This window comes from Sphingopyxis granuli (genome assembly GCF_001559015.1).
Taxonomy (GTDB): Bacteria; Pseudomonadota; Alphaproteobacteria; order Sphingomonadales; family Sphingomonadaceae; genus Sphingopyxis; species Sphingopyxis granuli.
This window is the reverse complement of record NZ_CP012199.1, coordinates 1516685-1541029: the sequence shown is the minus strand read 5'-3', so window position 1 is coordinate 1541029 and position 24345 is coordinate 1516685. Positions and strand designations below refer to the sequence as shown.

Annotated in this window: 25 protein-coding genes; 9 read left to right on the top strand and 16 right to left on the bottom strand. The window is 68.0% G+C overall.

What is annotated here, in order from left to right:
• Positions 1-2: 2 nt before the first annotated feature.
• On the bottom strand, positions 3-782 hold the full coding sequence (locus SGRAN_RS07125; RefSeq protein ID WP_067182033.1) for a 2-keto-4-pentenoate hydratase: 780 nt from the start codon (positions 780-782) through the stop codon (positions 3-5).
• A 101-nt stretch (positions 783-883) separates the two neighbouring features.
• Here SGRAN_RS07125 and SGRAN_RS07120 point away from each other — a divergent pair, with 101 nt between their 5' ends.
• Positions 884-1678: an IclR family transcriptional regulator gene (locus tag SGRAN_RS07120; protein ID WP_067182030.1), complete on the top strand. Its 795-nt coding sequence runs from the start codon at positions 884-886 to the stop codon at positions 1676-1678.
• On the opposite strand, the gene SGRAN_RS07115 is transcribed toward SGRAN_RS07120, so the two are convergent.
• The 3 genes from SGRAN_RS07115 to SGRAN_RS07105 form a co-directional block, all read right to left on the bottom strand.
• A complete protein-coding gene (locus SGRAN_RS07115) occupies positions 1645-2622 on the bottom strand; it encodes an acyl-CoA dehydrogenase family protein (RefSeq protein ID WP_237233893.1) in 978 nt (325 codons plus the stop codon). The two genes, SGRAN_RS07120 and SGRAN_RS07115, sit on opposite strands and share 34 nt — an antisense overlap.
• Positions 2619-3770 (bottom strand): acyl-CoA dehydrogenase family protein, encoded by a 1152-nt coding sequence (locus tag SGRAN_RS07110; RefSeq protein WP_067182026.1) that lies wholly within the window; start codon positions 3768-3770, stop codon positions 2619-2621. The genes SGRAN_RS07115 and SGRAN_RS07110 overlap by 4 nt, the downstream gene beginning before the upstream one ends.
• Positions 3771-3878: 108 nt before the next feature.
• Entirely contained in the window at positions 3879-4205 is a 327-nt protein-coding gene (locus tag SGRAN_RS07105) for a DUF423 domain-containing protein (RefSeq protein ID WP_067182023.1), read from the bottom strand.
• Between the two features lie 84 nt (positions 4206-4289).
• Here SGRAN_RS07105 and rimO point away from each other — a divergent pair, with 84 nt between their 5' ends.
• Positions 4290-5660, top strand: a complete 1371-nt coding sequence (gene rimO, locus SGRAN_RS07100) for a 30S ribosomal protein S12 methylthiotransferase RimO (protein ID WP_067182017.1) — start codon at positions 4290-4292, stop codon at positions 5658-5660.
• Positions 5661-5734: 74 nt separating this feature from the next.
• On the top strand, positions 5735-7216 hold the full coding sequence (locus tag SGRAN_RS07095; protein ID WP_067182015.1) for a DUF4403 family protein: 1482 nt from the start codon (positions 5735-5737) through the stop codon (positions 7214-7216).
• On the opposite strand, the gene SGRAN_RS07090 is transcribed toward SGRAN_RS07095, so the two are convergent.
• The 6 genes from SGRAN_RS07090 to SGRAN_RS07065 form a co-directional block, all read right to left on the bottom strand.
• Positions 7217-7498 carry a hypothetical protein gene (locus SGRAN_RS07090; RefSeq protein WP_148650812.1) on the bottom strand — a complete coding sequence of 94 codons (282 nt, stop codon included), beginning with the start codon at positions 7496-7498 and terminating at the stop codon, positions 7217-7219.
• An 83-nt stretch (positions 7499-7581) separates the two neighbouring features.
• Positions 7582-8055, bottom strand: a complete 474-nt coding sequence (locus SGRAN_RS07085) for a hypothetical protein (RefSeq protein WP_067182011.1) — start codon at positions 8053-8055, stop codon at positions 7582-7584.
• Entirely contained in the window at positions 8052-8675 is a 624-nt protein-coding gene (locus SGRAN_RS07080; protein WP_067182008.1) for a hypothetical protein, read from the bottom strand. The genes SGRAN_RS07085 and SGRAN_RS07080 overlap by 4 nt, the downstream gene beginning before the upstream one ends.
• A 60-nt stretch (positions 8676-8735) precedes the next feature.
• Complete coding sequence (locus SGRAN_RS07075) at positions 8736-10151, bottom strand: hypothetical protein (protein ID WP_067182006.1); 1416 nt, start codon at positions 10149-10151, stop codon at positions 8736-8738.
• Positions 10152-10464: 313 nt separating this feature from the next.
• Complete coding sequence (locus tag SGRAN_RS07070; RefSeq protein WP_082737123.1) at positions 10465-11574, bottom strand: CsgG/HfaB family protein; 1110 nt, start codon at positions 11572-11574, stop codon at positions 10465-10467.
• The gene (locus tag SGRAN_RS07065; protein WP_067182002.1) at positions 11571-12032 is read right to left on the bottom strand and encodes a curli assembly protein CsgF; all 462 of its coding nucleotides are present in this window, start codon (positions 12030-12032) and stop codon (positions 11571-11573) included. Before SGRAN_RS07065 ends, SGRAN_RS07070 begins: the two co-directional genes overlap by 4 nt.
• Positions 12033-12353: 321 nt before the next feature.
• On the opposite strand from SGRAN_RS07065, the gene SGRAN_RS07060 reads away from it, so the two are divergent.
• Entirely contained in the window at positions 12354-12989 is a 636-nt protein-coding gene (locus tag SGRAN_RS07060) for a response regulator transcription factor (RefSeq protein WP_067181999.1), read from the top strand.
• 46 nt (positions 12990-13035) lie between these two features.
• On the opposite strand, the gene SGRAN_RS07055 is transcribed toward SGRAN_RS07060, so the two are convergent.
• Both SGRAN_RS07055 and SGRAN_RS07050 read right to left on the bottom strand, forming a co-directional pair.
• Positions 13036-14049 (bottom strand): inorganic phosphate transporter, encoded by a 1014-nt coding sequence (locus tag SGRAN_RS07055; RefSeq protein ID WP_067181996.1) that lies wholly within the window; start codon positions 14047-14049, stop codon positions 13036-13038.
• 178 nt (positions 14050-14227) lie between these two features.
• Complete coding sequence (locus SGRAN_RS07050) at positions 14228-15352, bottom strand: DUF47 family protein (protein WP_169799626.1); 1125 nt, start codon at positions 15350-15352, stop codon at positions 14228-14230.
• 191 nt (positions 15353-15543) lie between these two features.
• Here SGRAN_RS07050 and SGRAN_RS07045 point away from each other — a divergent pair, with 191 nt between their 5' ends.
• Positions 15544-17100: a flavin-containing monooxygenase gene (locus tag SGRAN_RS07045; protein ID WP_067186963.1), complete on the top strand. Its 1557-nt coding sequence runs from the start codon at positions 15544-15546 to the stop codon at positions 17098-17100.
• A gap of 16 nt (positions 17101-17116) precedes the next feature.
• Here SGRAN_RS07045 and SGRAN_RS07040 read toward each other — a convergent pair whose 3' ends face one another.
• The 3 genes from SGRAN_RS07040 to SGRAN_RS07030 are packed head-to-tail and all read right to left on the bottom strand — an operon-like array spanning position 17117 to position 19080.
• Positions 17117-17299, bottom strand: a complete 183-nt coding sequence (locus SGRAN_RS07040) for a DUF3008 family protein (RefSeq protein ID WP_067181993.1) — start codon at positions 17297-17299, stop codon at positions 17117-17119.
• A 39-nt stretch (positions 17300-17338) separates the two neighbouring features.
• Positions 17339-18274, bottom strand: a complete 936-nt coding sequence (locus tag SGRAN_RS07035; protein ID WP_082737122.1) for a glucose 1-dehydrogenase — start codon at positions 18272-18274, stop codon at positions 17339-17341.
• Between the two features lie 5 nt (positions 18275-18279).
• Positions 18280-19080 carry a DUF4163 domain-containing protein gene (locus SGRAN_RS07030; RefSeq protein WP_237233887.1) on the bottom strand — a complete coding sequence of 267 codons (801 nt, stop codon included), beginning with the start codon at positions 19078-19080 and terminating at the stop codon, positions 18280-18282.
• 96 nt (positions 19081-19176) lie between these two features.
• Between SGRAN_RS07030 and SGRAN_RS07025 the strand changes: the two genes are divergently transcribed.
• The 3 genes from SGRAN_RS07025 (at position 19177) to argC (ending at position 22538) form a co-directional block, all read left to right on the top strand.
• The gene (locus SGRAN_RS07025) at positions 19177-20580 is read left to right on the top strand and encodes a leucyl aminopeptidase family protein (protein ID WP_067181988.1); all 1404 of its coding nucleotides are present in this window, start codon (positions 19177-19179) and stop codon (positions 20578-20580) included.
• A gap of 84 nt (positions 20581-20664) precedes the next feature.
• Positions 20665-21615: a C40 family peptidase gene (locus SGRAN_RS07020; protein WP_237233885.1), complete on the top strand. Its 951-nt coding sequence runs from the start codon at positions 20665-20667 to the stop codon at positions 21613-21615.
• On the top strand, positions 21612-22538 hold the full coding sequence (gene argC, locus SGRAN_RS07015) for an N-acetyl-gamma-glutamyl-phosphate reductase (RefSeq protein ID WP_067181982.1): 927 nt from the start codon (positions 21612-21614) through the stop codon (positions 22536-22538). The genes SGRAN_RS07020 and argC overlap by 4 nt, the downstream gene beginning before the upstream one ends.
• Positions 22539-22551: 13 nt before the next feature.
• Here argC and SGRAN_RS07010 read toward each other — a convergent pair whose 3' ends face one another.
• Positions 22552-22767 carry a hypothetical protein gene (locus SGRAN_RS07010; protein ID WP_082737434.1) on the bottom strand — a complete coding sequence of 72 codons (216 nt, stop codon included), beginning with the start codon at positions 22765-22767 and terminating at the stop codon, positions 22552-22554.
• 159 nt (positions 22768-22926) lie between these two features.
• On the opposite strand from SGRAN_RS07010, the gene SGRAN_RS07005 reads away from it, so the two are divergent.
• Positions 22927-24267, top strand: a complete 1341-nt coding sequence (locus tag SGRAN_RS07005) for a PQQ-dependent sugar dehydrogenase (RefSeq protein ID WP_067181979.1) — start codon at positions 22927-22929, stop codon at positions 24265-24267.
• Positions 24268-24345 lie beyond the last annotated feature (78 nt).

Here is a 24345-nt window from a genome sequence, read left to right as displayed (position 1 = left end):
TTTCAGTTCCCGTAAGTGAAGCGGCATTCGCCGATACCCGCGACGCGCGCGACCACCACGTCGCCGGGCGTCAGCGCAACCATCGGCCCCAGCGCGCCGGCGAGCAGGATGTCGCCCGCCTTCAGCGGCTCGCCGCGCGCCGCCAGCGTCCGCGCCAGCCATGCGGCGGCGTTGAGCGGATTGCCGAGCGCCGCGGCGCCGACCCCGGTCGAGGCGACCGCGCCATTGACGGTCATCTCCATCGCCGCGCCTTCGAGGTCGAGCCCGGCGAGCGGCCGCCCGGCGTCGGCGAGCAGGAAGAAGGCCGACGAGCCATTGTCGGCGACCGTGTCGGCAAAGCTGATCTTCCAGTCGGCGATACGGCTGTCGACGATCTCGATCGCCGCATGGACCGATGTCACCGCGGTCGCGACCTGTTCGGCGGTCGACCCGGCATCGGGCAGGTCGGCGCCGAGGATGAAGGCGATCTCCGCCTCCGCCTTCGGCTGGATCGCCCGCGCCGGGTCGAGCCGGCCGCCGTCGGCGATGCGCATGTCGTCGAACAGCACCCCGAAATCGGGCTGGTCGACGCCAAGTTGCTGCTGCACCGCCTTCGCCGTCAATCCCGCCTTGCGCCCGACGATGCGCCGCCCCTGCGTTTCCCAGAAGCGCGTGTTGATCGTCTGCACCGCATAGGCGCCGTCGGCATCGGTCGGGTCCAGCCCGTCGCGAAGCGGGGACACGGTCCCGCCCGCATAGGCGTCGCGCAGCCGCCGCGCGAGGTCTTCGAATGTCGCTGTCATCTCGGTCTCCCTGCACGCCTGCTATCAGGGATCGCGCCGGGCGCCACCGCGCGATTGCGATTATCTCTTAATATTCGAGAGCAAGCCTGCCAAAAAGTGGCATGAATTCGCCCTCGCCCCCCGCTTACACGTCGCAGACGCTGATCAAGGGACTGCGGCTGCTCGAAGCGCTGGTTCGCGACGGCGGGCGCTCGACCCTGTCGGCGGTGGCGGCGCGGCTGGCGCTGCCGCCGCAGACGGCGCATCGCCTCGCGCTGACGCTCGAGGCCGAAGGCTATCTGGTCCGCACCGCGAAGGGCGTCTATCGCGCCGCGCCGCGCCTCGCCGCCCTCGCGCAGCCCAGCGAGCCGCGCCCCGCGCTTGCCGCCGGCCTGCGCCGCCCGCTCGCGCGGCTGGCGGCACAGTTCGGCGCCTATGCCCATGCCGGAATTCTTGAGGATTCGATGGTCACCTACATTGTCAAGGAGCGCGGCGACGCCGCCGAGCTGTTCACCGCCGAACGGATGCAGCTCGAAGCCTATTGCTCGGCGATCGGCAAGATATTGCTCGCCGCGCTGCCCGAGCCCGCGCTGGCCGCCTATCTCGCCGGCGGCCCGCTGATCGCGCTGACCCCGAACACGATCACCGATGCGGCGGTGCTGCGAGACGAGCTGGCGACGATCCGCCGGACCAGCATCGCCTATGACCGCCATGAAATCCGCAACGACCTGTTCTGCATCGCGGTGCCGCTGCCGCCGGAGGACGGGCGCATCGAGGGCGCGATTTCGCTATCCTTCCTTGGGCGCACACCCGATGCGGCGGTGCGGCGCAAAGCGATCGCGCGGCTGCGCGCGGTGGCCCGCCGCCTCGCCGGAGAGACCGGTCAGGCGGGCGCCGCCAGTTCCGCCCGTACATAGTCGACCGACCCGGCGCCGCTTGTCAGCCGCTGGGCGCCGAGCTGCCGGTTCCACCAGCTTTCGGACCCGTCGGCGAGCCGCCATTCGTGCAGGCGGCGGGTGAAGAGCTGAAGGTCGTGTTCGGCGCTGATCCCGATCGCGCCGTGCACCGCGTGCGCGGTCGCGGCGACGCGCGTCGCGGCTCTGCTCGCCACCGATTTGGCGGTCGCCGCGGCGACCAGCGAAGGCGGCCAGGTCCCGGCGCAGCCGAGCTGCGACGCGATGCGCGCCGCAACCGCCTCTTCGGCCATCACCGCCAGATTCTGCTGGAGTGCCTGCTGGCGGCCGATCGGCTTGCCGAACTGGGCGCGCTCGTTGGCATAGGCGGCGGTCATCGCGACGAGCCGATCCGCCGCGCCGGCGATCAGCGCCGCGCGCAGCACCGCCGCAAGCGCGCGCAATCCCCCCGCCGGCGCCGGCAGCATCCCGTCGAGCCGGTCCCATCGCATCCGCGCCGCGAGGCTGCCGGCGACGCCCGTCGCTTCGGCCCCGTCCGCCGCGACGAGGGCGAGCCGCCCGTCCTGTTCGACCAGCACATGGCGCGCGACGAGCCCCAGCGGCACCACCACCGCCTGTCCCGGCGCCGCCACAGCGAGCGCGACCGGTCCGTCGGGCAGCGGCACACCGGCATCCGCCAGCAGCGCCCGCGCGATCATCGTCTCGCCGACCGGCAGCGGCACCGCGTGGCGCCCCAGAGCCTGCCACAGCGGCTGCACCGCCGCGACCGGCAGACCGAAGCCGCCCGCCGCCTCGGCAACCAGCGCGTCGAGGAACCCCGATCCGGCGACCGCGTCCCACATCGCATCGGTATCGCCGCCCGCCTCGACCGCGCGCACCGCGGCGGGCGCGGCGACGGTTTCGAGCATCCGCTCGAAGGGCGAAAGAAGCGCGTCGTGATCCATCATCGCAGTCCCATTCCGCGCGCGATGATGCCGCGCAATATTTCCCGCGTGCCGCCGCGCAGCGAAAAGCTCGGCGCCACATGCGTCACATAGAGCAAGGTGCGATACAGCTCCGCATCGACCGGCTCGTCCGGATGCGCGGCGAGGTCGTCGCCGATCGCGATCGGCAGTTCCTGTTCGAAGCCGGTGCCGAGGTCCTTGACCAGCGACGCCTCGACCACCGGGCTCTCGCCGCGCGCGAGCCGCGCGGTGCAGGCGATCGACATCGCCCGCAGCGTCCCCAGCCGCGCGGTGAAATCGCCGACCAGCGCCACCGTCGCCGAATCCTCGCGCCCCATCGCCTGCAGATGCCGCACCCAGGCGTCGAGCAGCACGACGCTCGAATAGATGCGCTCGGGCCCGCTGCGTTCGAAGGCGAGTTCGGCCGTGACCTGTTTCCAGCCCTCGCCCTCCTGCCCGATCAGCGCGTCGGCGGGCAGGTCGACATCTTCGAAGAACACCTCGGCGAAATGCGCGTCGCCCGCCAGATCGGCGATCGGCCGCACCGTCACGCCCGGCGCCTTGAGGTCGATGATGAGCTGCGACAGGCCGCCGTGCCTATCCTCGCTGGTGCCCGAGGTGCGGAGCAGCGCGATCATGTAGTCGCTGTGCATCGCGTTGCTCGTCCAGATCTTCTGGCCGTTGACGCGCCAGCCGCTTTCGGTGCGCTCGGCGCGGGTGCGCACGCTGGCGAGGTCGGACCCCGACCCCGGCTCGCTCATCCCGATGCAGAAGAAAATCTCGCCGCGGCAGATGCGTGGAAGATAGTCTTCGCGCTGCGCCTCGGTGCCGAAGCGCAGGATCAGCGGCGCGCTCTGGCGGTCGGCGATCCAGTGCGCCGCGACCGGCGCGCCCACCGCGAGCAGTTCCTCGACGACGACGAACCGCGCGAACGGCCCGCGTTCGCCGCCGCCATAGTGCCGGGGCAGCGTCAGGCCCAGGAAACCCGCTTCGCCCAGCCTGCGGCTGAACGCCGCGTCGAACCCCGCCCACGACCGGGCGCGAACCGCGTCGCCGCGCGCCGCGACGGCTTCGGCTGCCAGCGCGCGGATCGCCGGGCGCAGCGCCTCGTCTTCGGCGGGCAGCGCCGCGAGGGTCAATGTGTCGAACACCCGTCCTCCCTCCTATGTGGCCGGCCGCACCGCGGCAGATACCGCATGCCCCATCGCCGCCCCGGCAGCAATAGATATGCCAGCCTCTTTTCCCGAAGGCCGATTCGGTCACCCTCGCGGCATCGCCCACGCCGCCCACAGCCAGCCGGCGATCATCAGGGCGCCGCCGACCGGCGTTATCGCGCCCAGCCACCGCGGCGCGCCCAGCGCCATCGCATAGAGGGTGGCGGCGAACAGAATCGAGCCGGCCAGCAACATCGCCGCCGGCCCACGCGCGACGCCCATCACGGCGAGCGCCCCGACCGCGTGGATCAACTGATAGAGGCCGCCGGTCCGCAGCCATTCGGCCTCTTGCTGCCCCGCCGCGCCATGGGCGCCGAACGCGCCCGCCGCCACCGCGACGGCCGCTGAAATCGCCGCAAACAATCCGAGCATCGATCCTTTTCCTTCCTTCGCGCGGCCGCCCGATGGCGTCGCGCGTGACAAAGCCGCAAAAATCGCATAAGGGCGCCGCCGATCATGCCAGTCAAGACCCTCCCCGCCCAGCCGAAAGTCGGCATGGTTTCGCTCGGCTGCCCGAAGGCGCTGGTCGACAGCGAACGCATCCTGACGAAATTGCGTGCCGATGGCTATGGCCTGTCGCCCGATTACGCCGGGGCCGACGTGGTGCTCGTCAATACCTGCGGCTTCCTCGACAGCGCGAAGGAGGAAAGCCTCGAGGCGATCGGCGAGGCGATGGCGGAGAACGGCCGCGTCATCGTCACCGGCTGCATGGGCAGCGAGGCCGATCTGATCCGCGCCCGCTTCCCGAAGGTGCTCGCGGTCACCGGGGCCCACCAGTATGAGCAGGTGGTCGATGCGGTCCACGACGCCGTGCCGCCGACGCAGGGCCCGTTCGTCGACCTGGTGCCGGAGGGCGGGCTCAAGCTGACCCCGCGCCACTACAGCTATCTGAAGATCAGCGAGGGCTGCAACCACAGCTGTTCCTTCTGCATCATCCCCGACCTGCGCGGTCGGCTGGTCAGCCGCCGCATCGACGCGGTGCTGCGCGAGGCGGAGAAGCTCGTCGCGGCGGGGACGAAGGAACTGCTGGTGATCAGCCAGGACACCTCGGCCTATGGCGTCGACATCCGCCATGATCCGCGCGAGTGGAAGGGGCGCGAGGTGCGCGCGCACATGACCGACCTCGCGCGCGAACTCGGCCAGCTTCGGACGAACGAAGGTCGTGCGCCGTGGGTGAGGCTGCACTATGTCTATCCCTATCCGCACGTCGATGCGGTGATCCCGCTGATGGCGGAGGGGCTGCTCACCCCCTATCTCGACATTCCCTTCCAGCATGCGAGCCCGAAGGTGCTGAAGGCGATGAAGCGCCCCGCGAACGAAGCGAAGGTGCTCGAACGGCTGGCCGCGTGGCGCGCGATCGCGCCCGACATCGCGGTGCGGTCGAGCTTCGTCGTCGGCTTCCCCGGCGAGACCGAGGAGGATTTCCGCTATCTGCTCGACTGGCTCGACGAGGCGCAGCTCGATCGCGTCGGTGCCTTCCGTTTCGAGCCCGTCGCGGGCGCGCAGGCGAACGCCCTGCCCGATCCGGTGCCGGAGGCGGTCAAGGAAGAGCGCTATCAGCGGATCATGGAAAAGACCGCCGCGATCAGCGCCGCGAAGCTCGCGGCGAAGGTCGGCCGCACCCTCCCCGTCATCATCGATGAGGTGGGCGAGGCCGACGAGGATGGCAGCATCGGCGCCACCGGCCGCAGCCAGGCCGACGCGCCGGAGATCGACGGCCATGTCTACCTCCGCGACGTCGCCGCGGGGCTGAAGGCGGGCGACATCGTCGACGTGCTGGTCGAGGACGCCGACGAGCATGACCTGTTCGGGGTCGTGACCGCCTGATTTCTGGGCGACATTTTTACGGGAACGCTTCGGCCCGGTCGGTGGTAGAACAGATATCGACCGGGGGCCGACACATGCGGATAGCACAGCGACTGCCATATCTGATCGTCATCGCGGCGGCGCTTGCCGGCTGCAAGGCGCAGACGGTCGCGGACATGGCGCCGCCCCGCGCCACCGACACCGCGCCGACGCCGAAGCAGACCTCGCTGGTCGCGGTGCCGATCGACGCCGACGCAGCGGCGCTGCGCACCGCGCTCGAACGCGCGGTGCCGCGCACGCTGTGGACGATCGACCGACGCGAACCGAAGTGCGTGCCGCCGCAGGGCGTCAAGGTTTTCGGCAAGAAGGTGAAGGTCACGCCGCCGATCGCCTGCACCATCGTCGGGCAGGTGACGCGCGGCCCCCTGCGGCTGCGCGGCGAAGGGCAGGAGATCGTCGTCGACGTGCCGCTGAATGCGCGGGTCAGCGCGCGCGACGTTGGCGGCGTTCTGAAGGGGGAGACCGCGACCGGATCGGCGATGGCGCATGCGCGCATCCGCGTCGAACTGACCCCCGACTGGCGGCTGCAGGGCAAGGTGCGCATCGCCTATGGCTGGACGAAGCCGCCGGGGATCGACTTCCTCGGCCGGCGCATCACCTTCACCGATCAGGCCGACGCGAAGCTGAAGCCCGTCGTGCGCGATGTCGAGCGCGAGGTGAACCGGGAGATCGCCCGGGTCGACGTGAAGCGGCAGGCCGCCGACATCTGGCGGCGCAGTTTCACCACCCTCGAACTCAATCGCGAAAATCCGCCGGTGTGGATGCGCCTGACGCCGCAGCGCCTTCTTTATGGCGGCTATCGCGTCGACGGACAGCGCATCAAGCTGAACCTCGCGCTCGAGGCGATGACCGAAAGTTTCGTCGGTGAGCGCCCCGCCGACCCCGCGCCGACGGCGCTGCCGCGACTGGTGCACGAAACGCCGCGCCCGCACCTCGACGTGTTCGTGCCGGTCGTCGCCGATTATGCGGAGCTGGAACCCGTGATCCTGCGCGCGCTGGTCAAACGGTCGGCGCAGCCGTTCGAGGTTCCGAAGGTCGGGCCTGTGATGGCGAAGTTCGACAAGGTGACGGTCTATGGCGCGCCGGGCGGCCGCGTCGCGGTGGGTGTCTCGGTCGAAGCGCAGCCGCAGCGCATCCCGCAGGGGCCGACGCACGGCCGCATCTGGGCCACCGCGATCCCGGTCAACGATCCGGGGTCGGCCGAGGTACGCTTTGCCGATCTGACGATTCTGGGCGACACCGACGGGATCGGGGGCGATCTGCTGCTGAAGCTCGGGCAAAGCCCCGGCTTCTCGACCCTGATTGCGTCCGCGCTGACGCAGAATTTCACCCGCGACGTGGAAGAACTGGAAGGCAAGATCCGCCGCGCGGTCGATCAGCGGCGCGAGGGCGATTTCGAGATTCGCACGACCGTCACGGGCTTCGAAACCGGCGAGATCAAGGCCTATGGCGCGGGCCTCTATCTGCCGGTCCGGATGAGCGGATCGGCCAGCATCGCCTATCGACCCGCCCGATAGTCAGCCGGCCACCGTCTCTTCATGGAGAATGCGGCCCGCGCCGTCCGCGATCGTGAAGGTGACGCGCCACGGCCCCTCGTCGGGGAAGCGCGTCCGGCCGAGGATATGGGGCTTCGCGCCGGCGACATAGCTCGCCGAATTGCGCGAGCGCGACTTGCCCGTCACCTCGACCGTATAGACATAGCGCTCGCCATGCCCCGGCCGGCCTTCGAGGGTCAGTTCGACATATCCCGCATGCCGCTCCGTCTGCAGCAGGATCGGTGAGGCGTCGCGAGATGTCATGGCGGTCGATCCCGAAGCGAAGAAGGCGGCAAGCGGTGCCGCCAACAGAAATTGCGCCGCCCGCACCCAGGCGCTCCGCGGTTTCACCGGCGATTGCCCGGCTTGGGCGGCTGGACCGGCGGATCGGGCGGCCCGATCGGCAGCTGGTCGGAATCGGCTCCGAATATCCCTTCGGACCCCGGAAACTGATTCAGGAACCGCGCCAGCATGTCGGGGCCGATCTCGCGCGCGATCAATTCGGGCGTGGGCTGCTGGCCCCGGCGGCGTATCATTTCCCAGGCCGTCGCGACCTCCCGATACAGTTCCGCGCGCGGATGCTCCACCGTCAGCTTTTCCAGGCTGCCTTCGGGACCGCTATCGTCGCGCGGCAGGTCGATCGTGTCCGGCAGTTGCTCGACGGCCACGCTGGGTGATTTGCGGACGTCGACCTGTTCGACCCGATCGCCGCCCTTTTCGCGGGGCGGCCCGATCTGGTTCACCGTGGTCGCCTCGCCCCCGCTCGGCGGCGGTTCCGCGGTCGGCGGCGCGACAAGAAGCAAGGCAAGCGCGACGATCAACGGCTTCCCGTCTGGGTGATGCCGATCGAGGCACCGCCCTCCTGAAGGATTTGCAGGATCAGGCCCGTGCCGATCTGATCGATGGCGGCCAGATTGTCGTTCCCCTGCTGGGTCAGGTCGAGCGCGTTCCCCGCGCCGGTCTGTGTCAGCATGGCGATATTGCCGATCCCGTCCTGAAGCAGGCCGACATGGTTGGCCGCGCCGGCGTCCGCCTGCTGGGTCACCAGCGCGCTGTTCGCCTGGCCGGATTGCCATATGCTCGCGATATTGCTGCCCCCCGGCGCGCCCGACTGGCGAACGCCGACGGTGCCGTCACTCCCTTCCATCGCTAGCGTGACGGCGGCCAGCGCATCGCCCTGCTGGACGATGTCGGCCCGAAGCGCGTCGCCGGTCAGCGTGAGGTCGGCCGCCGCATGAGGGGAGTCCTGCGTCACGTCGACGTCGCCGGCGGAGCCGATCTGTTCGATCGTCACGCTCTGACCGGGATGCTGGCCCTGCGCGACCGCGGCCGAAAGCCCGGTCCCCGACTGGTCGATCGTCGCGGTGGACTGGGCCATGGCGACGCCCGGTCCGGCCGACAAGGCCCCGGCGGCGAGAAGCCATAGATCACGGCGTTTCATCGGACTTCTCCAATAAAAAGTCCCCGGAGGGCACCCTCGGGCGTCCTCCGGGGCGCGGGGTCACTGTGCGACGTTCGCCACGTTGAACGATCCCGACTGAAGAACGGTCGAGACGTTTCCGTTGGTGAGCTGCGTCACATTCGCGGTGTTGTTGTTGCCGCTCTGATCGACCGACGAAGTGTTGCCCGAACCAAATTGCAGGACGAGCGCATATTGCGAGTTGCCTGCCTGGGTCACGGTCGAGCTGTTGTTGTCGGCATACTGACCGACGCCGGCATAGCTGCCGCTGCCGGTCTGGAGGATCGACGAGCTGTCGAAATTGCCCGTCTGCTCGTTGACCGCGATATGGTTGTCGCCGTCCTGGTCGATCGACGACGTGCCGTCATTGCCATACTGGTAGATCGCCGCAGAGAAATTCTCCGTCGGCGGGCTATCCTCGCGCTGGATGATGCTGCCTGTATTGCGGTTGCCGACCTGATAGACCAAGGCGTCGCTGTCCTCGGCCCGCTGGACGATCGACGCGTCATTGTCGTCGCCGGCAAGCTGCCAGACATAGGCGATCGAACGGTTGCCGTGGTTCAGCACGCTCGACACGCTGTTCGTGCCCCACTGCCGGACCTCCGCATAGCCGTCGTTGGCCCGCTGGAAGACTTCGGAGTCGTTGCCGTCCCCGGACTGGTCGACATAGACCGACGAATTGATCGGCCGGATGCCGCCCGGCGACGTCTGGTCGACAAGGCTGCTGTTGCCGTTGCCCGACTGATCGACGGTCGCCAGCACCGATTCGCCGTCCTGGACGATGTCGGAGCTGTTGCCGTCACCGCTCTGGTTGACGTCGGCGTCGTCGTCGGTTCCGGTCTGCAGGACGGTCGAGAAATTGTCGGCCCCGCTCTGCACGACATAGGCCTCGCCGACGTCGCCGATCTGATCGACCGTGCTGTCGTTCCGCAGCCCGGTCTGCGTCACCTCGGCGATCTGGCTGCCGGTGCCGCCCTGATTGATCATGCTGTTGTTGCCGTAGCTGTCGTCGGTCAACGCCGCCGTCGCATCGCCCTGAACCACCGTCGCGCTGTTGCCGTCGCTGGTCTGGTTGATCGTCGAGGACTGCCAGTCGTCGACCTGCGTCACGTCGGCATTATTGTTGTTGCCCGACTGATTGACGAACGACTCGGTCTGGATCGCGATGGTCGACGTGTCCTGCGATACCGTGGCGACATTATTGTCGCCGGACTGGTCGACCTCCGACACGTTGATCGGGGTCGAACCCGATCCGTCGTCGGCCTGGGTGACGTTGGCGAGGTTGTTGGCGCCGCTCTGGGTGACCAGCGAATCGCCGCCGTCCAGCGAACCCGTCTGGTCGACATTGGCGGTATTGCCGGTGTTCGACTGGTTGACGGTGCTGACCGATTGGGCGAGCGCCGGTCCGGCGATTGCTAGCGCGAGAACCGAAGCCGCGCTCATCATCATTTTCTTCATCTTCCTGCTCCTTGGCTTTTGCGGCAGGCGATACGCCGCCGCAATACAAAGGCCGGATCCGTTGCGTCATCCAGCGCCGGCCCCGCTGGCTGCCGACGGGAAGAGAGAACGCGGTCGGTGCGGCGGCCACGGGGGGGATCGGCGCCGCCGCACCTTGCGATTCCGCCGCGGCTGCGATATGAAGCCGGACGGACGCTCGCGTCTGGCGAGGTTTCCCGTAAACCTTGCCAAGTCCGGTCTCGTCGACATCGCGATGCCAATCAGAGTGTCGACGGGACCGCCTTTCGTGCCCGGATGATCCGGGCGATTCCTTCTATTCCCCTCCCTTGTTCGGCTGGGCCGTGACGTTCGTCGTATCCAGCGTGTTTAGCGTCGGTATGGGCGGCGCGGGTTGCGCCGGTCCGGTCGGGCGTGCAGCCGGCTGCGCGGGCCGCGCCGAAAGCTGCGGTGCATCGCCGCGATGCGCCGGCGCCGCTGGCGCACGCGCCTGGACATAGCCGGGCGTGCATGCGCCAGTGATCGTGCTTCCATCGGTGCGGCGCACCAGTTCGACCGCCTCGGGCTCGATATTGTCGCGGCGCGCATAATATTGGCGGAGCAGCTTTTCGCTGAACTCCGGCTGCGTCGACATGCACCACAGATCGCGCCCCGCGCCTTCGATGATCAGGCCGTAGACCGCGGATTCGATCGCCTGCTGCAGCGCAAGAGCGTCGGGCTCGTTGGTCGCGACACCGCCCTCCAGTTCGAGCAGGTCCTTGAACGCGACATAGCGGAAGGCATTGGCGTCGAGCCCGATCGACGCGATCGACTTGCGCACGCTGACGGTCAGCAGCACCTCGCCCGTCTTGACGCTGACAGCGCGCAGATAGACGGTCACCGTATCCTCGCGATATTTGGTGCTGCCGCCGATGCCCAGGAACCGCGCGCCGATACCGCCCGACTTGGTGTTGGTATCGTATCCGATGATGCCGCCTTCCAGGATGACGCCCGCGAAAAGCAGCGGGGGAAGCGCCTGGCGATTGAGTTTCGTCTCGCCCAGATAGGACGCCCGCATCTCGCGGATCACGGCGCGCTCGCGCAGCAGATTGTCGAGACGCTCACGCTCGATGACGGTGAACCAGCGCCCGCGCCCCGATTCCTGCAGTGCCTTGACCAGAATCGAGGTCGCGCCCTGCGTGACCGCGCGCGACAGCGTCTGGACCCCTTCGGTCGGTTTGAACTGGCCCGTCTGATCGGCGAAATTATAGACCGCGACTGAGATATTGTCGCCGGGTGCCGGCAGTGTCTGCAAGGTGTGGGTCGCGGGGGTCGGCAGCACCGGCTGCGGCGCCGACCAGCTCGCTCCGTCGTTCACGGCGCACGCGCAGAGCAGCGTCGTGGCCGCCGCTACGACGGCGGTGCGAAGGCGCAGGGGAGAGGTCATTCGCCCGGTCCCGTCAGGCCGCCGTCATCGCTGCCTTGCAGCAGCGGGATGACGATCTCGGTCACGCTGCCGTCGGCATTGTTGGTGATCGTCAACGTGACCGAATCAAGGCCGCGGACGAAGGAAATCTCCTGGTCCCCGAACTGGATCAGGCCGCTGTCCTGCGCGTTCTCGCCAAAGATGATGTCGGTGATCTGGGTGGCCAGCGACGACAGCAGGCGGCTTTGCAGCGTGCGCAGGAACTGCTGCGCCGGATCGGTCGAGGTGACGGCGTTGGGGTCCTTGTATTTGTTCTGCGCGGAGGCGATGCCCAGAAGGTGGGCGGAATTGAACGGGTTGCCGCCGAACGAGGGATTGACGGGCGTGTAGACGATGTCCTGCGCCTGCCCCGCCGCCGGCATCAGCACGGCACACGCCCCCAGCGCCGCTGGTGCGGCCCATTTCGCCCGGAAAATCATGGCACGTCCTCCGCCTGCTATCCCCGCCGCAAATTCGCGACCCGCCTGCCGGTCGCCCGGAAAGCGTTTGAGGCTCGGGGTGCTTCGGCCAACCGCCCGTTATCGCGACGTGGAGAGCCGAAACATTTGTCGCGGCAGCCGATTGGCAACCGCCGAAGTGGATGACGCTATGCCAGCTTGGGCGAGTCGCCTACCCGTACCACTACGGATGGTGGCTTTACGGGTAGATGGCTAAGGGAGTAATAGGCCAAAGACGTCATACGAGGTCGCCCGACGAAGTTTCGAAAGCAAATCATCGAACAACGGTTGGGAGTTAGGGAGATGAAACACGACCTGGTCCATGTCGTTGACGACGACGAGGCCGTTCGCAACACGCTCTCCCTCCTGCTTCACGCCAATGGCTACCGGGTACGGCCATGGTCCAGCGGCGAGGCGATGCTGGCGAACGATTTCGACAGCGAGCCGGCCTGCGTGCTGATCGACCTGCGCGCGCCGACCGCGGCGGACCTCGACCTTCTGGAAGCGATCAACCGGCGCGGCACGATGGTCGCGACGATCATCCTTTCGGAACAGGCGGATGTTCGGACCGCCGTCGCCGCCCTGCAACGCGGCGCCGCCAATTTCATCGCGATGCCGGCCGAAAGCGAATTGCTGCTGAACGGCATCCGCGACGTTCTCGGCTCGCTGCACAATCGACAGGCGGCGGAGGCGCGGCGCCGCGACGCAATCGCCCAGCTCGGCAAGCTGTCGCCCCGGGAACTCGAGGTGCTGCACGGAGTCGCCAGCGGCAAGCAGAACAAGGTCATCGCACTCGAACTGGGGATCAGCCCCCGCACGGTGGAGGTCTATCGCGCGAATATCATGGAGAAGATGAACTGCAGGACCCTCGCCGGAATATTGAGGATCGCATTCATCGCCGGACTGCTGGAGGATAACGTCATCGCGGGCGCCGCCTGATGATGGCGGCACGGGTCGTGCGAGACCGGCGATAGCGGCTCCGCGATCAGAAAAGCCGCGTCAACGAATAGAAGATCGCCGCGACCACCGCGCTCGCGGGAATGGTGATGAACCAGGCGACGACGACGTTGCTCGCGACGCCCCAGCGCACCGCGCTCGCACGGCGGGCGACGCCCGCGCCGATGACGCTGCCGGTGATGGTGTGCGTCGTCGACACCGGGATGCCGAACCAGCTTGCCGCGAACACCATGATCGACCCGCCGGTCGACGCGGCAAAACCCTGATGGTGCGACAGCTTGGTGATGCGCCCGCCCATCGTCTCGATAATCTTCCACCCGCCCGACAGCGTGCCGAGCGCGATCGCGATATAGCAGCTGATCGCGACCCAGTGCGGCACGTGGAATTCGCCGTCCAGATAGCCGGTCGAATAGAGCAGCACCGCGATGATCCCCATCGTCTTCTGCGCGTCGTTGAGCCCGTGGCTGATCGAATAGGCGGCCGAGGAGAAGAGGTGGAGGCGGCGAAAGCTCTTTTCGGCGAATTTCGCGGTCGCGCGGCGCAGCGCCCAGCTGCTCGCGAGCATGACCAGCATCGCCAGCAGCATGCCGAGCATCGGCGACAGGAAGATGGCGATCACCGTCTTGTTGAGCCCCGACCACTGGATGCCTTCGAAGCCCGCATGCGCGACGCCCGCCCCGACGATGCCGCCGACCAGCGCGTGGCTCGACGAGGAAGGAATGCCTTTGATCCAGGTGACGATGTTCCAGAACATCGCACCGACCAGCGCGCCGAACACGACCGCGGGCGTCACCAGATTCTTGTCGATCAGTCCGGCCCCGATCGTCTCCGCGACCCGGTGCAGTTCGGGGAAGCTGATCGACAGGAAATAGGCCGCGAAGTTGAAGAAGGCGGCGAACATCACCGCCTGCACCGGCCGCAGCAGGCGCGTGGCGACCACCGTCGCGATACTGTTCGCGGCGTCGTGCAGCCCGTTCAGGAAGTCGAACGCCAGCGCCAGCAGGATCAGCCCGGCGAGAAGGGGAAAGGCCAGTTCGTGCATGGGGCCTATCCGTCCAGTGCCAGAGAGCCGTTCGTGGCGAGCGAAGGCGAGACACCCGTCGACCTTGCGCGGCCCCGGTGGGCCTCTCGACGTCGCTTATCCTGAGCGCCTGCGAGGCAGCCGAAGGGCTCGATGCGAACGGGACTTTTCATGCCGGGCATGTCTTGCGTCCGTCCGCTCACGCGTGGTCGATGACCAGGCCGTCGATCTCGTTCGCGACGTCCTCGAAGCGGTCGACGACGCGTTCGAGATGGCTGTAAAGCTCGCGCGCGATCATGAAATGAATGGTGTTCGTCGCGCCATGTTCCTTGAACAGGCGGCGGAGGCCCGCATCGTGGATCTCGTCGGCATGCCCTTCCATGCGGACGAGCCGCTCGGTCAGTTCGTGCAGACGCGCGCCGTTGGCGGCGACGTTGCGCAGCAGCGGCAGCGCCTCGACCGTCAGCCGCGCCGCATCGACGATGATCGCGGCGATGTCGCACATTTCGGGCTCGAACGTCTTGACGTCGTAGAGGTCGATGGCGCCGGCGGTCTTCTGCATCTCGTCGATCGCATCGTCCATCGAGGCGATGAGGTCGGTGATCGCGCTGCGGTCGAAGGGGGTCAGGAAGGTGCGGCGCACCGTCTGCAGGACCTCGCGCGTAATCTCGTCGGCGTCATGCTCGCGCTCGACGATCTCCTGGACGTGATCGGCCATCCCCTCGCCGCCCTGCAGCAGCCGCGCAAGCGCCTCGGCGCCCGCCGCCAATGTCGCCGCATGCGCCTCGAACAGGTCGAAGAAATTGCCCTGCCTCGGCAGCAGGCGCTGGAACCAGGCAAACATGCGATTGACCCCTGTCTTTTCGGCAACGTGGAACATGAACCCCGACCGCTGCGCCGCGGCGCGAAAGCCGCTGTCCCCGAACGAACGGATCAGCGCCTGAAGGTCGGGCTCGTCGACCGACGCCGCCGCCGCGTCGAAGGGGAACCAGCGCCGTTCGCGCTCGTCCATTTCCTTCCATTCGTCGAGTTCGCGCGTCACCGCGAGCGGAAACACCTCGACATCATACATGATCGCCGCGCCGTTCGGGCGCCGCTTGCGATATTGGAAGCTGCCGATCGGCGTCGGACAGACCGCGCCGACCACCCCGGCCTCCTCCTCCGCCTCGACCGCTGCAGACGCATGGCGTTCCATGCCGTTCAGCGGATTGCCCTTCGGGATCACCCAGCGCCCGGTCCCGCGCGAGGTGATCAGCAGAATCTCGGTCGGGCCGTCCATGCCTGGCCCGCCGAATCGATAGGGAAGGACAGCGATCTGCCGCATGTCGTCGGCGTTTACCCCTTGCGGTCCGCGCAAGCGAACCCGTGATTGCGAATTGGTGACGCCCCTATGACAATATTGTGACAGCGGCAATGGCGCATGGCGTCGAGCCCGGTTTCCGTGCCCGTCAATTCGATTGCAAAATGCAACGCTGTGCGTAAGCTGTTTGCCAAAGACGAATGGGAGACGACATGATGGCTGGCAGCGCGACCCTCGATCACAGCGAACGGACGGCGGCCGCCCCCGTCGATCAGGATGTGCTGATCGTCGGCGCGGGCATCTCCGGCATCGGCATGGCCGTGCATCTTCAGATGAACTGTCCCGACCGCAGCTTCGCGCTCGTCGAGCGACGCGCGAATCTGGGCGGCACCTGGGATCTGTTCCGCTATCCCGGCATCCGCTCGGACAGCGACATGCACACGCTGGGGTTCATCTTCGAACCATGGAAGCATGAAAAGTCGATCGCCGACGGTCCGTCGATCCTCGCCTATCTGAACCGCATCGTCGACGAGCGCCATATCCGCGACCATATCCGATTCAACCGCAAGGTAGTCGGCGCCGACTGGAGCAGCGCCGAGGCGCGCTGGACCGTGACGCTGGAAGATGACGCGGGCGCGACCACGACGACGACCGCGCGCTGGCTCTACCTCGGCTCCGGCTATTACGACTATGACGAGCCCTATGACGCGCATTTCCCGGGGCGCGAGGATTTCGCGGGCCAGATCGTCCATCCGCAGTTCTGGCCGAAGGATTTCGACTATGCGGGCAAGAAGGTGGTGGTGATCGGGTCGGGCGCGACCGCGGTGACCATCGTCCCGTCGATGACCGAAAGGGGCGACGGCAAGGGCGCGGCGCATGTGACGATGCTCCAGCGCACGCCGACCTGGTACGCGATCCGCCCGGCGAAGGACGGGATCGCCAATTTCCTGCGCAAGATCTTGCCCGAAAAGCTCGCCTACAGCATCACGCGCTTCAAGAATATCCGCCTGCAGGACATCGTGTTCCGCCGCGCGCGCGAAAAGCCGGAGAAGGTCGCCGATTTCCTGACCAAGAAGCTGAAGCAGGCGCTCGGCGACAAATATGATCCGGTCGCTTTCACCCCGCCCTACAATCCGTGGGACCAGCGCCTGTGCCTCGTCCCCGACGCCGATTTCTTCGAGGCGATGAAGGCCGGACAGGCGTCGGTCGTCACCGATCATATCGAGCGCTTCGACCGGACCGGCATCCAGCTCAAATCGGGCGGGCACCTCGACGCCGACATCATCATCACCGCGACGGGTCTCAAGCTCGCGGTCGCGGGCAAGATTCCGGTGCGCGTCGATGGCGAGACGGTCGATTGGAGCCAGCATTTCTACTACAAGGCGTGCATGTTCTCGAACGTGCCGAACTTTGCGGCGGTGTTCGGCTATCTCAACGCGAGCTGGACGCTGCGCGCCGACCTCGTTTCCGAATATGTGTGCCGCGTCCTCAACCATATGCGCGATACCGGCACCACGGTCGCGACGCCGGTGCTCGAAGACCCCTCGACGCTGGTCGAGGACGACATCTTCGACTTCTCGTCGGGCTATATCCAGCGCGCGCTGCACATCATGCCGAAAAGCGCGGTCGACATGCCGTGGCGGCTCAGCCAGAATTATGTGCGCGACCGCGTCGACATGCGGACGGGCACGATCGCCGACGGCATTCTGACCTTCGGCCACGCGCGCAAGGCGGCGGCATCGCCGCCGGCGGAACTGGAGGCGGCCGAGTAATAGGACGCCGTCGTCGTCAATCGACGTGCTCGGGCTTGCCCTTGCGCGCGCCCTTGGCAAGCTCTTCGAGCTGCTTTTCGCTCATGCTGTCGACCATCTCGCGCGACGCGCCCTTCAGGTCGGACTTAGGGGTGTCGCCGCGCTTGGCGCTGAGCGCGGCGCCGGCGGCTTTCTGCTGAGCCCTGGATCTGGCTGGCATGACCTGTCTCCTGTCTGCCCCCGCTATCCGTTAGCGCCCCTATCCGTTAACGATCGTCCCGCCGTTGGGATGCAACACCTGGCCCGACATATAGCTGCTGTCGTCGCAGGCGAGGAACAGGAAGCAGGGCGCCACCTCATTGGGTTCGCCCGGCCGCTGCATCGGCGTGCTCTCCCCGAAATGCGCGACCTTGTCGGCGGGGGCGCCGCCGCGCGGGTTTAGCGGGGTCCAGATCGGCCCCGGCGCCACCGCGTTGACGCGGATTCCCTTCGCCACCAGATTCTCGCTCAACGACCGCGTGAAGGCGGTGATCGCCCCCTTGGTCGCGCTGTAGTCCAGCAAGCCCGGCGAGCCTTGGTACATCGTCACGCTGGTGCAATTGACGATCGCCGCGCCCTTGCGCAGATGCGGCAGCGCCGCCTGTACGAGGTAGAACATGCCGAAGATGTTGGTCGCAAAGGTGCGCTGAAGCTGGTCGGGGTCGATGTCGCGGATGTCCTCCGCCGGATGCTGTTCCCCCGCATTGTTGACGAGTATGTCGAGCCGCCCGAAGCGCTCGATCGTCCGCTCGACGATCTTCGCGCCCGCCGTGGGCTTGCCGACGTCGGCCCTGATCGCGATCGCGCGGCGCCCCTCGCCCTCGACGATCGCGACGCTGTCCGCGGCGTCCGCCTTGTTGTCCCGGTAGACGATCGCGATGTCGGCGCCCTCGCGCGCGAAAAGCGCACAGACCGCGCGGCCGATGCCGCTGTCGCCGCCGGTGACGATGGCGACCTTGCCGTCGAGCCGGCCCGATCCCGGATAGCGCGGTTCCCACCGGGGCGGGCGGTTGAGGTCGGATTCGCGGTCGCTGGGCGGATCGGCGATCGTCTTCGCCTTGCCGACCGCCTTTTCGAGCTTCGCCGCCGCGCGCTTCTTGCCGCGCTTCTCGGTGGGGGTTTCGCCGACCTTGCCGGCCTTGGGCTGCCTGGCCATCGTCGCTATCCTCGCGTTGCCGGGCGGAAATCGCCCCGATATTCGGGCTTGAGCGCGTGGATCAGCGCCGCCGACATCGGCAGGTCGATCCTGTAGCTGCCCTCGACATAGGGGCCCACTTCATAGGGACCGATCCCGATCGTCAGCCGGTCGAGCTTCTTCCCGTCGGACGAGCCGAGCCAGATCGTCTGCGCCGACGCCACCGGGCATTTGCCAAAAACGCTGTCGGTATCGCGGTTCCATTCAACGCCGCGCGCGGCCTTGGCGCGCTCGACGCCGGCGCACAGATCGTCGTTCGCCGCCTTGTCGAACGCCGCGCCGCTCGTGAACATGTCGAGCGGCTTCAGCCGTGTCGCCTTGTTACGGTCCCACACCAGCGTGTCGAAGCTCTGCATCCCGTGCGCGCCGCCCATATAGGTCCCGATCTCGGCCGACAGGCTCAGGAAGCGCGGCGTATCGGTGACGCGCTGCCAGCTCTGGAGGTGGCTGTGCGCGTGATAGGGAAAACCCTCCTTCGCCGCCGCCGCCCTGTCGCGCTCGGCGGCCGCGACCAGCGCCGCGCGCTGGACCGCGCGGTCGTTGTCGAGCCATGCCGCAAGCCCCGGAATGCGGGCTGCCTCGACCGGATAGCTGTACGCGAATTCGATGAGGTCGGTCTTTTCCTCGACCTTGTAGGCGGTCGCTTCCTTCGCCGCGACATCGGCGGCACCGTTCGGCGGCGCGCCCGAGACCGACGCCGCGGCCTCCTTTTCGGCGCGGGTCGGCGCTGCCTTTTCCGAACAGCCGGCAACAAGCAGCGCACCCATGCACAGGAGAGCCGCGGAGCGATGGGGGAATATCCTCGTCATGCGCCAACAACGCCGGGAATCGACAAAGTTTCCCTATCGGCCTAGCACGACCGCATGTTCGATTATTCCGATCTGATCCAGCCCGACAAGGGGCAGGACGCCCGCATCATCCATCTGGTCGACAAGACAAGCTATGACGATTGGCTGAAGGGGCGCAGCGCCCGCGAACGCACCGCCCTCGCCGCCGCCGGCTACAAACCCGACGGCTACGCCCACGCCATTCTGCCCGGCGACGATGCCGAAAGCTGGTCGGTGGTGACCGCGGTCGCCAATGTCGACAGCCTGTCGGCCTGGTGCCTCGCTAAGCTGGCGCGAACGCTGCCCGAAGGCCGCTACCGCGTCGAAGGCCGCCAGCCCGGCAAGGCGCTGTTCGGCTGGCTGAGCGGGCAATATCGCTTCGACGCCTATCGATCGAAGGCCGATGCGCGCGGGGGCCGCGTGCTGCTGACCACCGACGTTGCGGCGATCGCGCCGGTCGTCGCCGAGATGCGCGGCGTCGCGCTGGTCCGCGACCTCGTCAACACCCCGGCCGCCGACATGGGCCCCGCCGCACTCGAAGCCGCGGCCGAACGCATCGCCAGGGCGCACGGCGGGACGCTGACGGTGACGAAGGGCGAAGCGCTCGAACAGGGCTATCCGATGATCCACGCGGTCGGCCGCGCCGCCGCGCGCCACCATGCGCCGCGCCTGATCGAGATCGTCTGGGGCAAGGAAGATCATCCGCGCATCGCGCTGGTCGGCAAGGGGATCGCGTTCGACAGCGGCGGGCTCGACATCAAGCCCGCGGCGGGGATGCGGCTGATGAAGAAGGACATGGGCGGTGCCGCGCACGTTCTCGCGCTCGCCGAACTCGTCATGGCGACCGGCCTTCCCGTCCGCCTGCATTGCCTCGTCGCGGCGGCGGAGAACGCCATATCGGCCGACGCCTTCCGCCCCGGCGACGTGCTGCGCAGCCGCAAGGGACTGACGGTCGAGATCGGCAACACCGACGCCGAGGGACGGCTCGTGCTCGCCGATGCGCTGGCGAAGGCGGGCGAGGATGCTCCCGAGCTGGTCGTCGACTTCGCGACGCTGACCGGCGCCGCGCGCGTCGCGCTCGGCCCCGATCTTCCGGCGCTCTATGCGAACGACGATGCGCTCGCCGACGAACTGCTGAAAGGCGGCGTCGAGCGCGACGATCCGCTGTGGCGGATGCCGCTGTGGGACGGCTATGCCGACCTTCTCGAAACCGACATCGCCGACCTCGGCAATGCCGGGACGTCGGCGTTCGCGGGGTCGATCACCGCCGCGCTGTTCCTCAAGCGCTTCGTTCCCGAAGGCGCGGCCTGGGCGCATTTCGATACCTTCGCGTGGCGCCCCTCGGCGAAGCCCGGGCGGCCGAAGGGCGGCGCGGCGCTGGGACTGCGCGCGGCATGGGCGATGCTGCAAGGACGCTACGACCGGCGCGGCAAGGCCTGAACATCCTTGATAAAGCGCGTCCCGCTGGTCTAATGGCGCGCGATTGTCCGCCCCGGCGGACCTCATCCATTTTCAGGACGGCTAGTGAAAGCAGAGATTGGCGATAAATCCGCGGCGAGCCGGGTACGCATGGGGCGCCCCGGCGCGGCCGGTGCGGGCCGCGACCGCTTCGCCCTCGCCGGAACGTCGCAGCCGTTCGACCCCCGCGTCGTCGCGATCCGCCCCGACCTCGCCGACATCGCGGTTGCCGGCCACTATTTCGCCCCGCACTATGCCGCGCCGATGATGCGGAGCTGCGTGCTTCCGGCGACGGCGCTGCGCGCCGACCCGGCGCCCGACGCCCGGCAGACGAGCGAGTTGCTGTTCGGCGAGGCCTTCGCGCTGCTCGACCTCACCGGCGGCTGGGCGTGGGGCTACAGCCTTGCCGATCATTATGTCGGCTATCTCGCCGCCGAAGCGCTCGGCGCACCGATCGCCCCGACCCACCGCGTCGCGGCCGCGGAGGCGATCCTGCACAGCGCGCCCGACGCCGCCAGCGGCGGATCGGCCATCCTGCCGCGCGGCGCGCTGGTCATGGGCGAGGAGCAGGGCGAATGGCTCGCGACGCCGCACGGTTTTCTGCCCCGCGCCGCGCTGGTCGAAGCGGACGGCCGCGACGACGATCCAGCCGGCATAGCCGAAGCGCTGGTCGGCGCACCCTATCTGTGGGGCGGCCGCACCGCGAAGGGCATCGACTGCTCAGGGCTCGTCCAGCTGGCCTGGAGCGCGGCGGGCGTTCCGCTTCCGCGCGACAGCGACCTGCAGTTCGCGGCGCTCGGTCCCGACAGGGCGGTCGATCCGGCCGCTCTCGCGCGCGGCGACCTCGTCTTCTTTCCCGGCCATGTCGGCATCATGACGGACCCCGAAACGATCGTCCATGCAAGCCGGCATTGGGGCGCGGTCAAGGCGGAGCCGCTCGCCGAGCTGGTCGCGCGCGTCGCGGCCGAAGGCAAGGATCCGCCGATCATCGGCGCCCGGCGGCCGGGGCAGGCATGACACACACGGTCTTCATCGACGGCGCCGCCGGAACCACCGGCCTTGAGATCGCCGAGCGGCTCGCGGGGCGGGCCGAATTCACCCTGCTCACGCTCGACGATGCGCGGCGCAAGGACGCGGCGGCACGGCGCGAGGCGCTGAACGCCGCCGATTTCGTCATCCTCTGCCTACCCGACGACGCGGCACGGCAGGCGGTGGCGATGATCGACAACGACCGCACGCGCGTGATCGACGCCTCGACCGCGCACCGCGTCGCCCCGGGCTGGATCTACGGCTTTCCGGAGGTCAGCGGCCATGACGCGGTCGCGCAGGCCGCGCGCGTCTCCAACCCCGGCTGCTATTCGACCGGCTTCATCGCGCTCGTCGCGCCGCTCGTCCGCGCGGGTCTGCTGCCCGCCGACTGGCCCTATATCTGTCATGCGGTCAGCGGCTATTCGGGCGGCGGCAAGGCACTGATCGAACGCTTCGAGGCCGACCGCGACATCGCCTGGCGTGGCTATGCGCTGGCACTCGGCCACAAGCATGTGCCGGAGATGCAGGCGCGCTGCGGTCTGGCTGTCGCCCCGCTCTTCTCGCCCGCCGTCGTCCCCGCGCATCGCGGCATGATGGTCGAGGTGCCGCTGCCGCTCGCGGCGATGCCCGGCGGCGCCTCGCCCGACGCGCTACGCGGCGCGCTCGCCGATCATTATGCGGGCAGCGCGGTCGTCGCGATGGGCACGGCGCCCGAAAGCGGTGAAATGCTGCTGCGCGCCTCCGACGGCGGCAGCGACCGGCTCGACCTGTTCCTGTTCGCCAACGCCGATGCCAGCCAGGTCCGGCTCATCGCGCGCCTCGACAATCTGGGCAAGGGCGCCAGCGGCGCCTGCATCCAGAACCTCAACATCATGGCGGGTTTGCCCGAGACCGCGGGGCTGCGCCTGTAAAGCGTCGCCGCGCTCAGTGAACGGTATCGAGCGGGGCCTCGATCGACAGATAGGTGATCAGGCGCTCGATTTGTCGCCAGCGCGCGAAATGAACATGGTTGCCCAGCACGCGATATTGCTCAGCGCGCGCCGCCGCGGCGAAGCCCGCTTCCTCGCCATGGTCGCGGATCAGCGCATCGGCTTCGTCGACCGCCGCGCGGTCGGCCAGGAAAGGTGCGGGCAGCTGCATGGAAACCCCGATCCGTTGCATCGAACCCGCCATCTAGCGCCACCGCCTCACCGCGCCGTTCCCAACCGTGATGAACGATCCGGTAAGGTTAACGCGCATGTGCCTTGCCGCCCGTGTTTCGCGCTTTGCCGCGGCGAAGCGCCGGTGTAGACAGGCGCCATGCGCAAGATCGTCAAATATGCCGCCCTCGTCCTGCTGTTGATCCTGATCGCCGGCGGCGTCGTCCTCTACATCATGTCGCGCCCCGACGTGGCACGCTTCTCGACCGCCGAGCTCAGCGGCCGGGTGCCGGTGATGGCCTCGCAGCATCCCGAGGCGTTTCCGACGATGAACGTCCCCGAGGCGACGAGCTGGCCGGCGGGCGAGGCACCGCGGGCTGCCGAAGGTCTGACCGTCGCGCGCTTCGCCGACGGGCTCGACCACCCGCGCGCGATGCTGGTGCTGCCCAATGGCGACGTACTGGTCGCCGAGGCGCAGAGCCCGCCGCGCGAGGATGGCGGGATCGAAGGCAAGGTGATGAAATCACTGATGGGCAAGGCGGGCGCCGGCGGCGTGTCGGCAAACCGCATCACGCTGCTGCGCGACGCCGACGGCGACGGCAAGGCGGAGGTGCGCAGCGCCTATATCACCGGCCTCAACTCGCCCTACGGCATGGCGCTGGTGAAGGATACGCTCTACGTCGCCAACACCGATGCCATTCTCGCCTTCCCCTATGTCGAGGGCGCGACGAAGATGACGGGCCAGGCGAAGAAGATCGCCGACCTGCCCGCAAAGGGCACCAACCGCCACTGGACGAAAAGCCTCGCCGCGGCACCCAATGGCTGGCTCTATGTCGGCGTCGGCGCCGACAGCAACATCGGCGAAAAGGGCATGGCGAACGAGGTGAAGCGCGCCTCGGTGCTCGAGGTACGGCCGGAGAACGGCTATGTGCGGACGTTCGCCGCGGGCATCCGCAACCCCGTCGGCCTCGCCTTCTACCCCGGCAGCGACCAGCTCTGGACCGTGGTCAACGAACGCGACATGCTGGGCAGCGACCTCGTCCCCGACTATCTGGCCGAGATCGACGAAGGCGATTTCTATGGCTGGCCCTGGTATTATTGGGGCGGCTACATCGATCCGCGCGTTGCGCCGCCCGAGGAGGATCAGCGCCAATATACCAAGCGCCCCGCCTATGGCCTCGGCGCGCATGTCGCGCCGCTGGGGATGACTTTCACCCAGGGGCTCGACCTTGGCGAACGCTGGGCGAACGGCGTGCTGGTCGCGCGCCACGGATCGTGGAACCGCGAACCCGCGACGGGCTATGACGTCGTCTTCGTCCGGTTCGGCGCCAACAAGCGCCCCGCCGACGCGCTGCCCGTCATCCTCCTCGACCGCTTCCTCGCCGCCGACGGCAAGACGACGCGCGGCCGCCCCGCCGACGTCAAGGTCGCGAAAGACGGCAGCGCGCTGGTTGCCGACGACACCGGCGGCGTGATCTGGCGGGTCGCGAAGGCAGGATAATCGGGACCGTCCCTGTCATTGCGAGCAAAGCGAAGCCATCCAGAACATCGAGCGTCAAATCCGAACCATTTGCCCTGA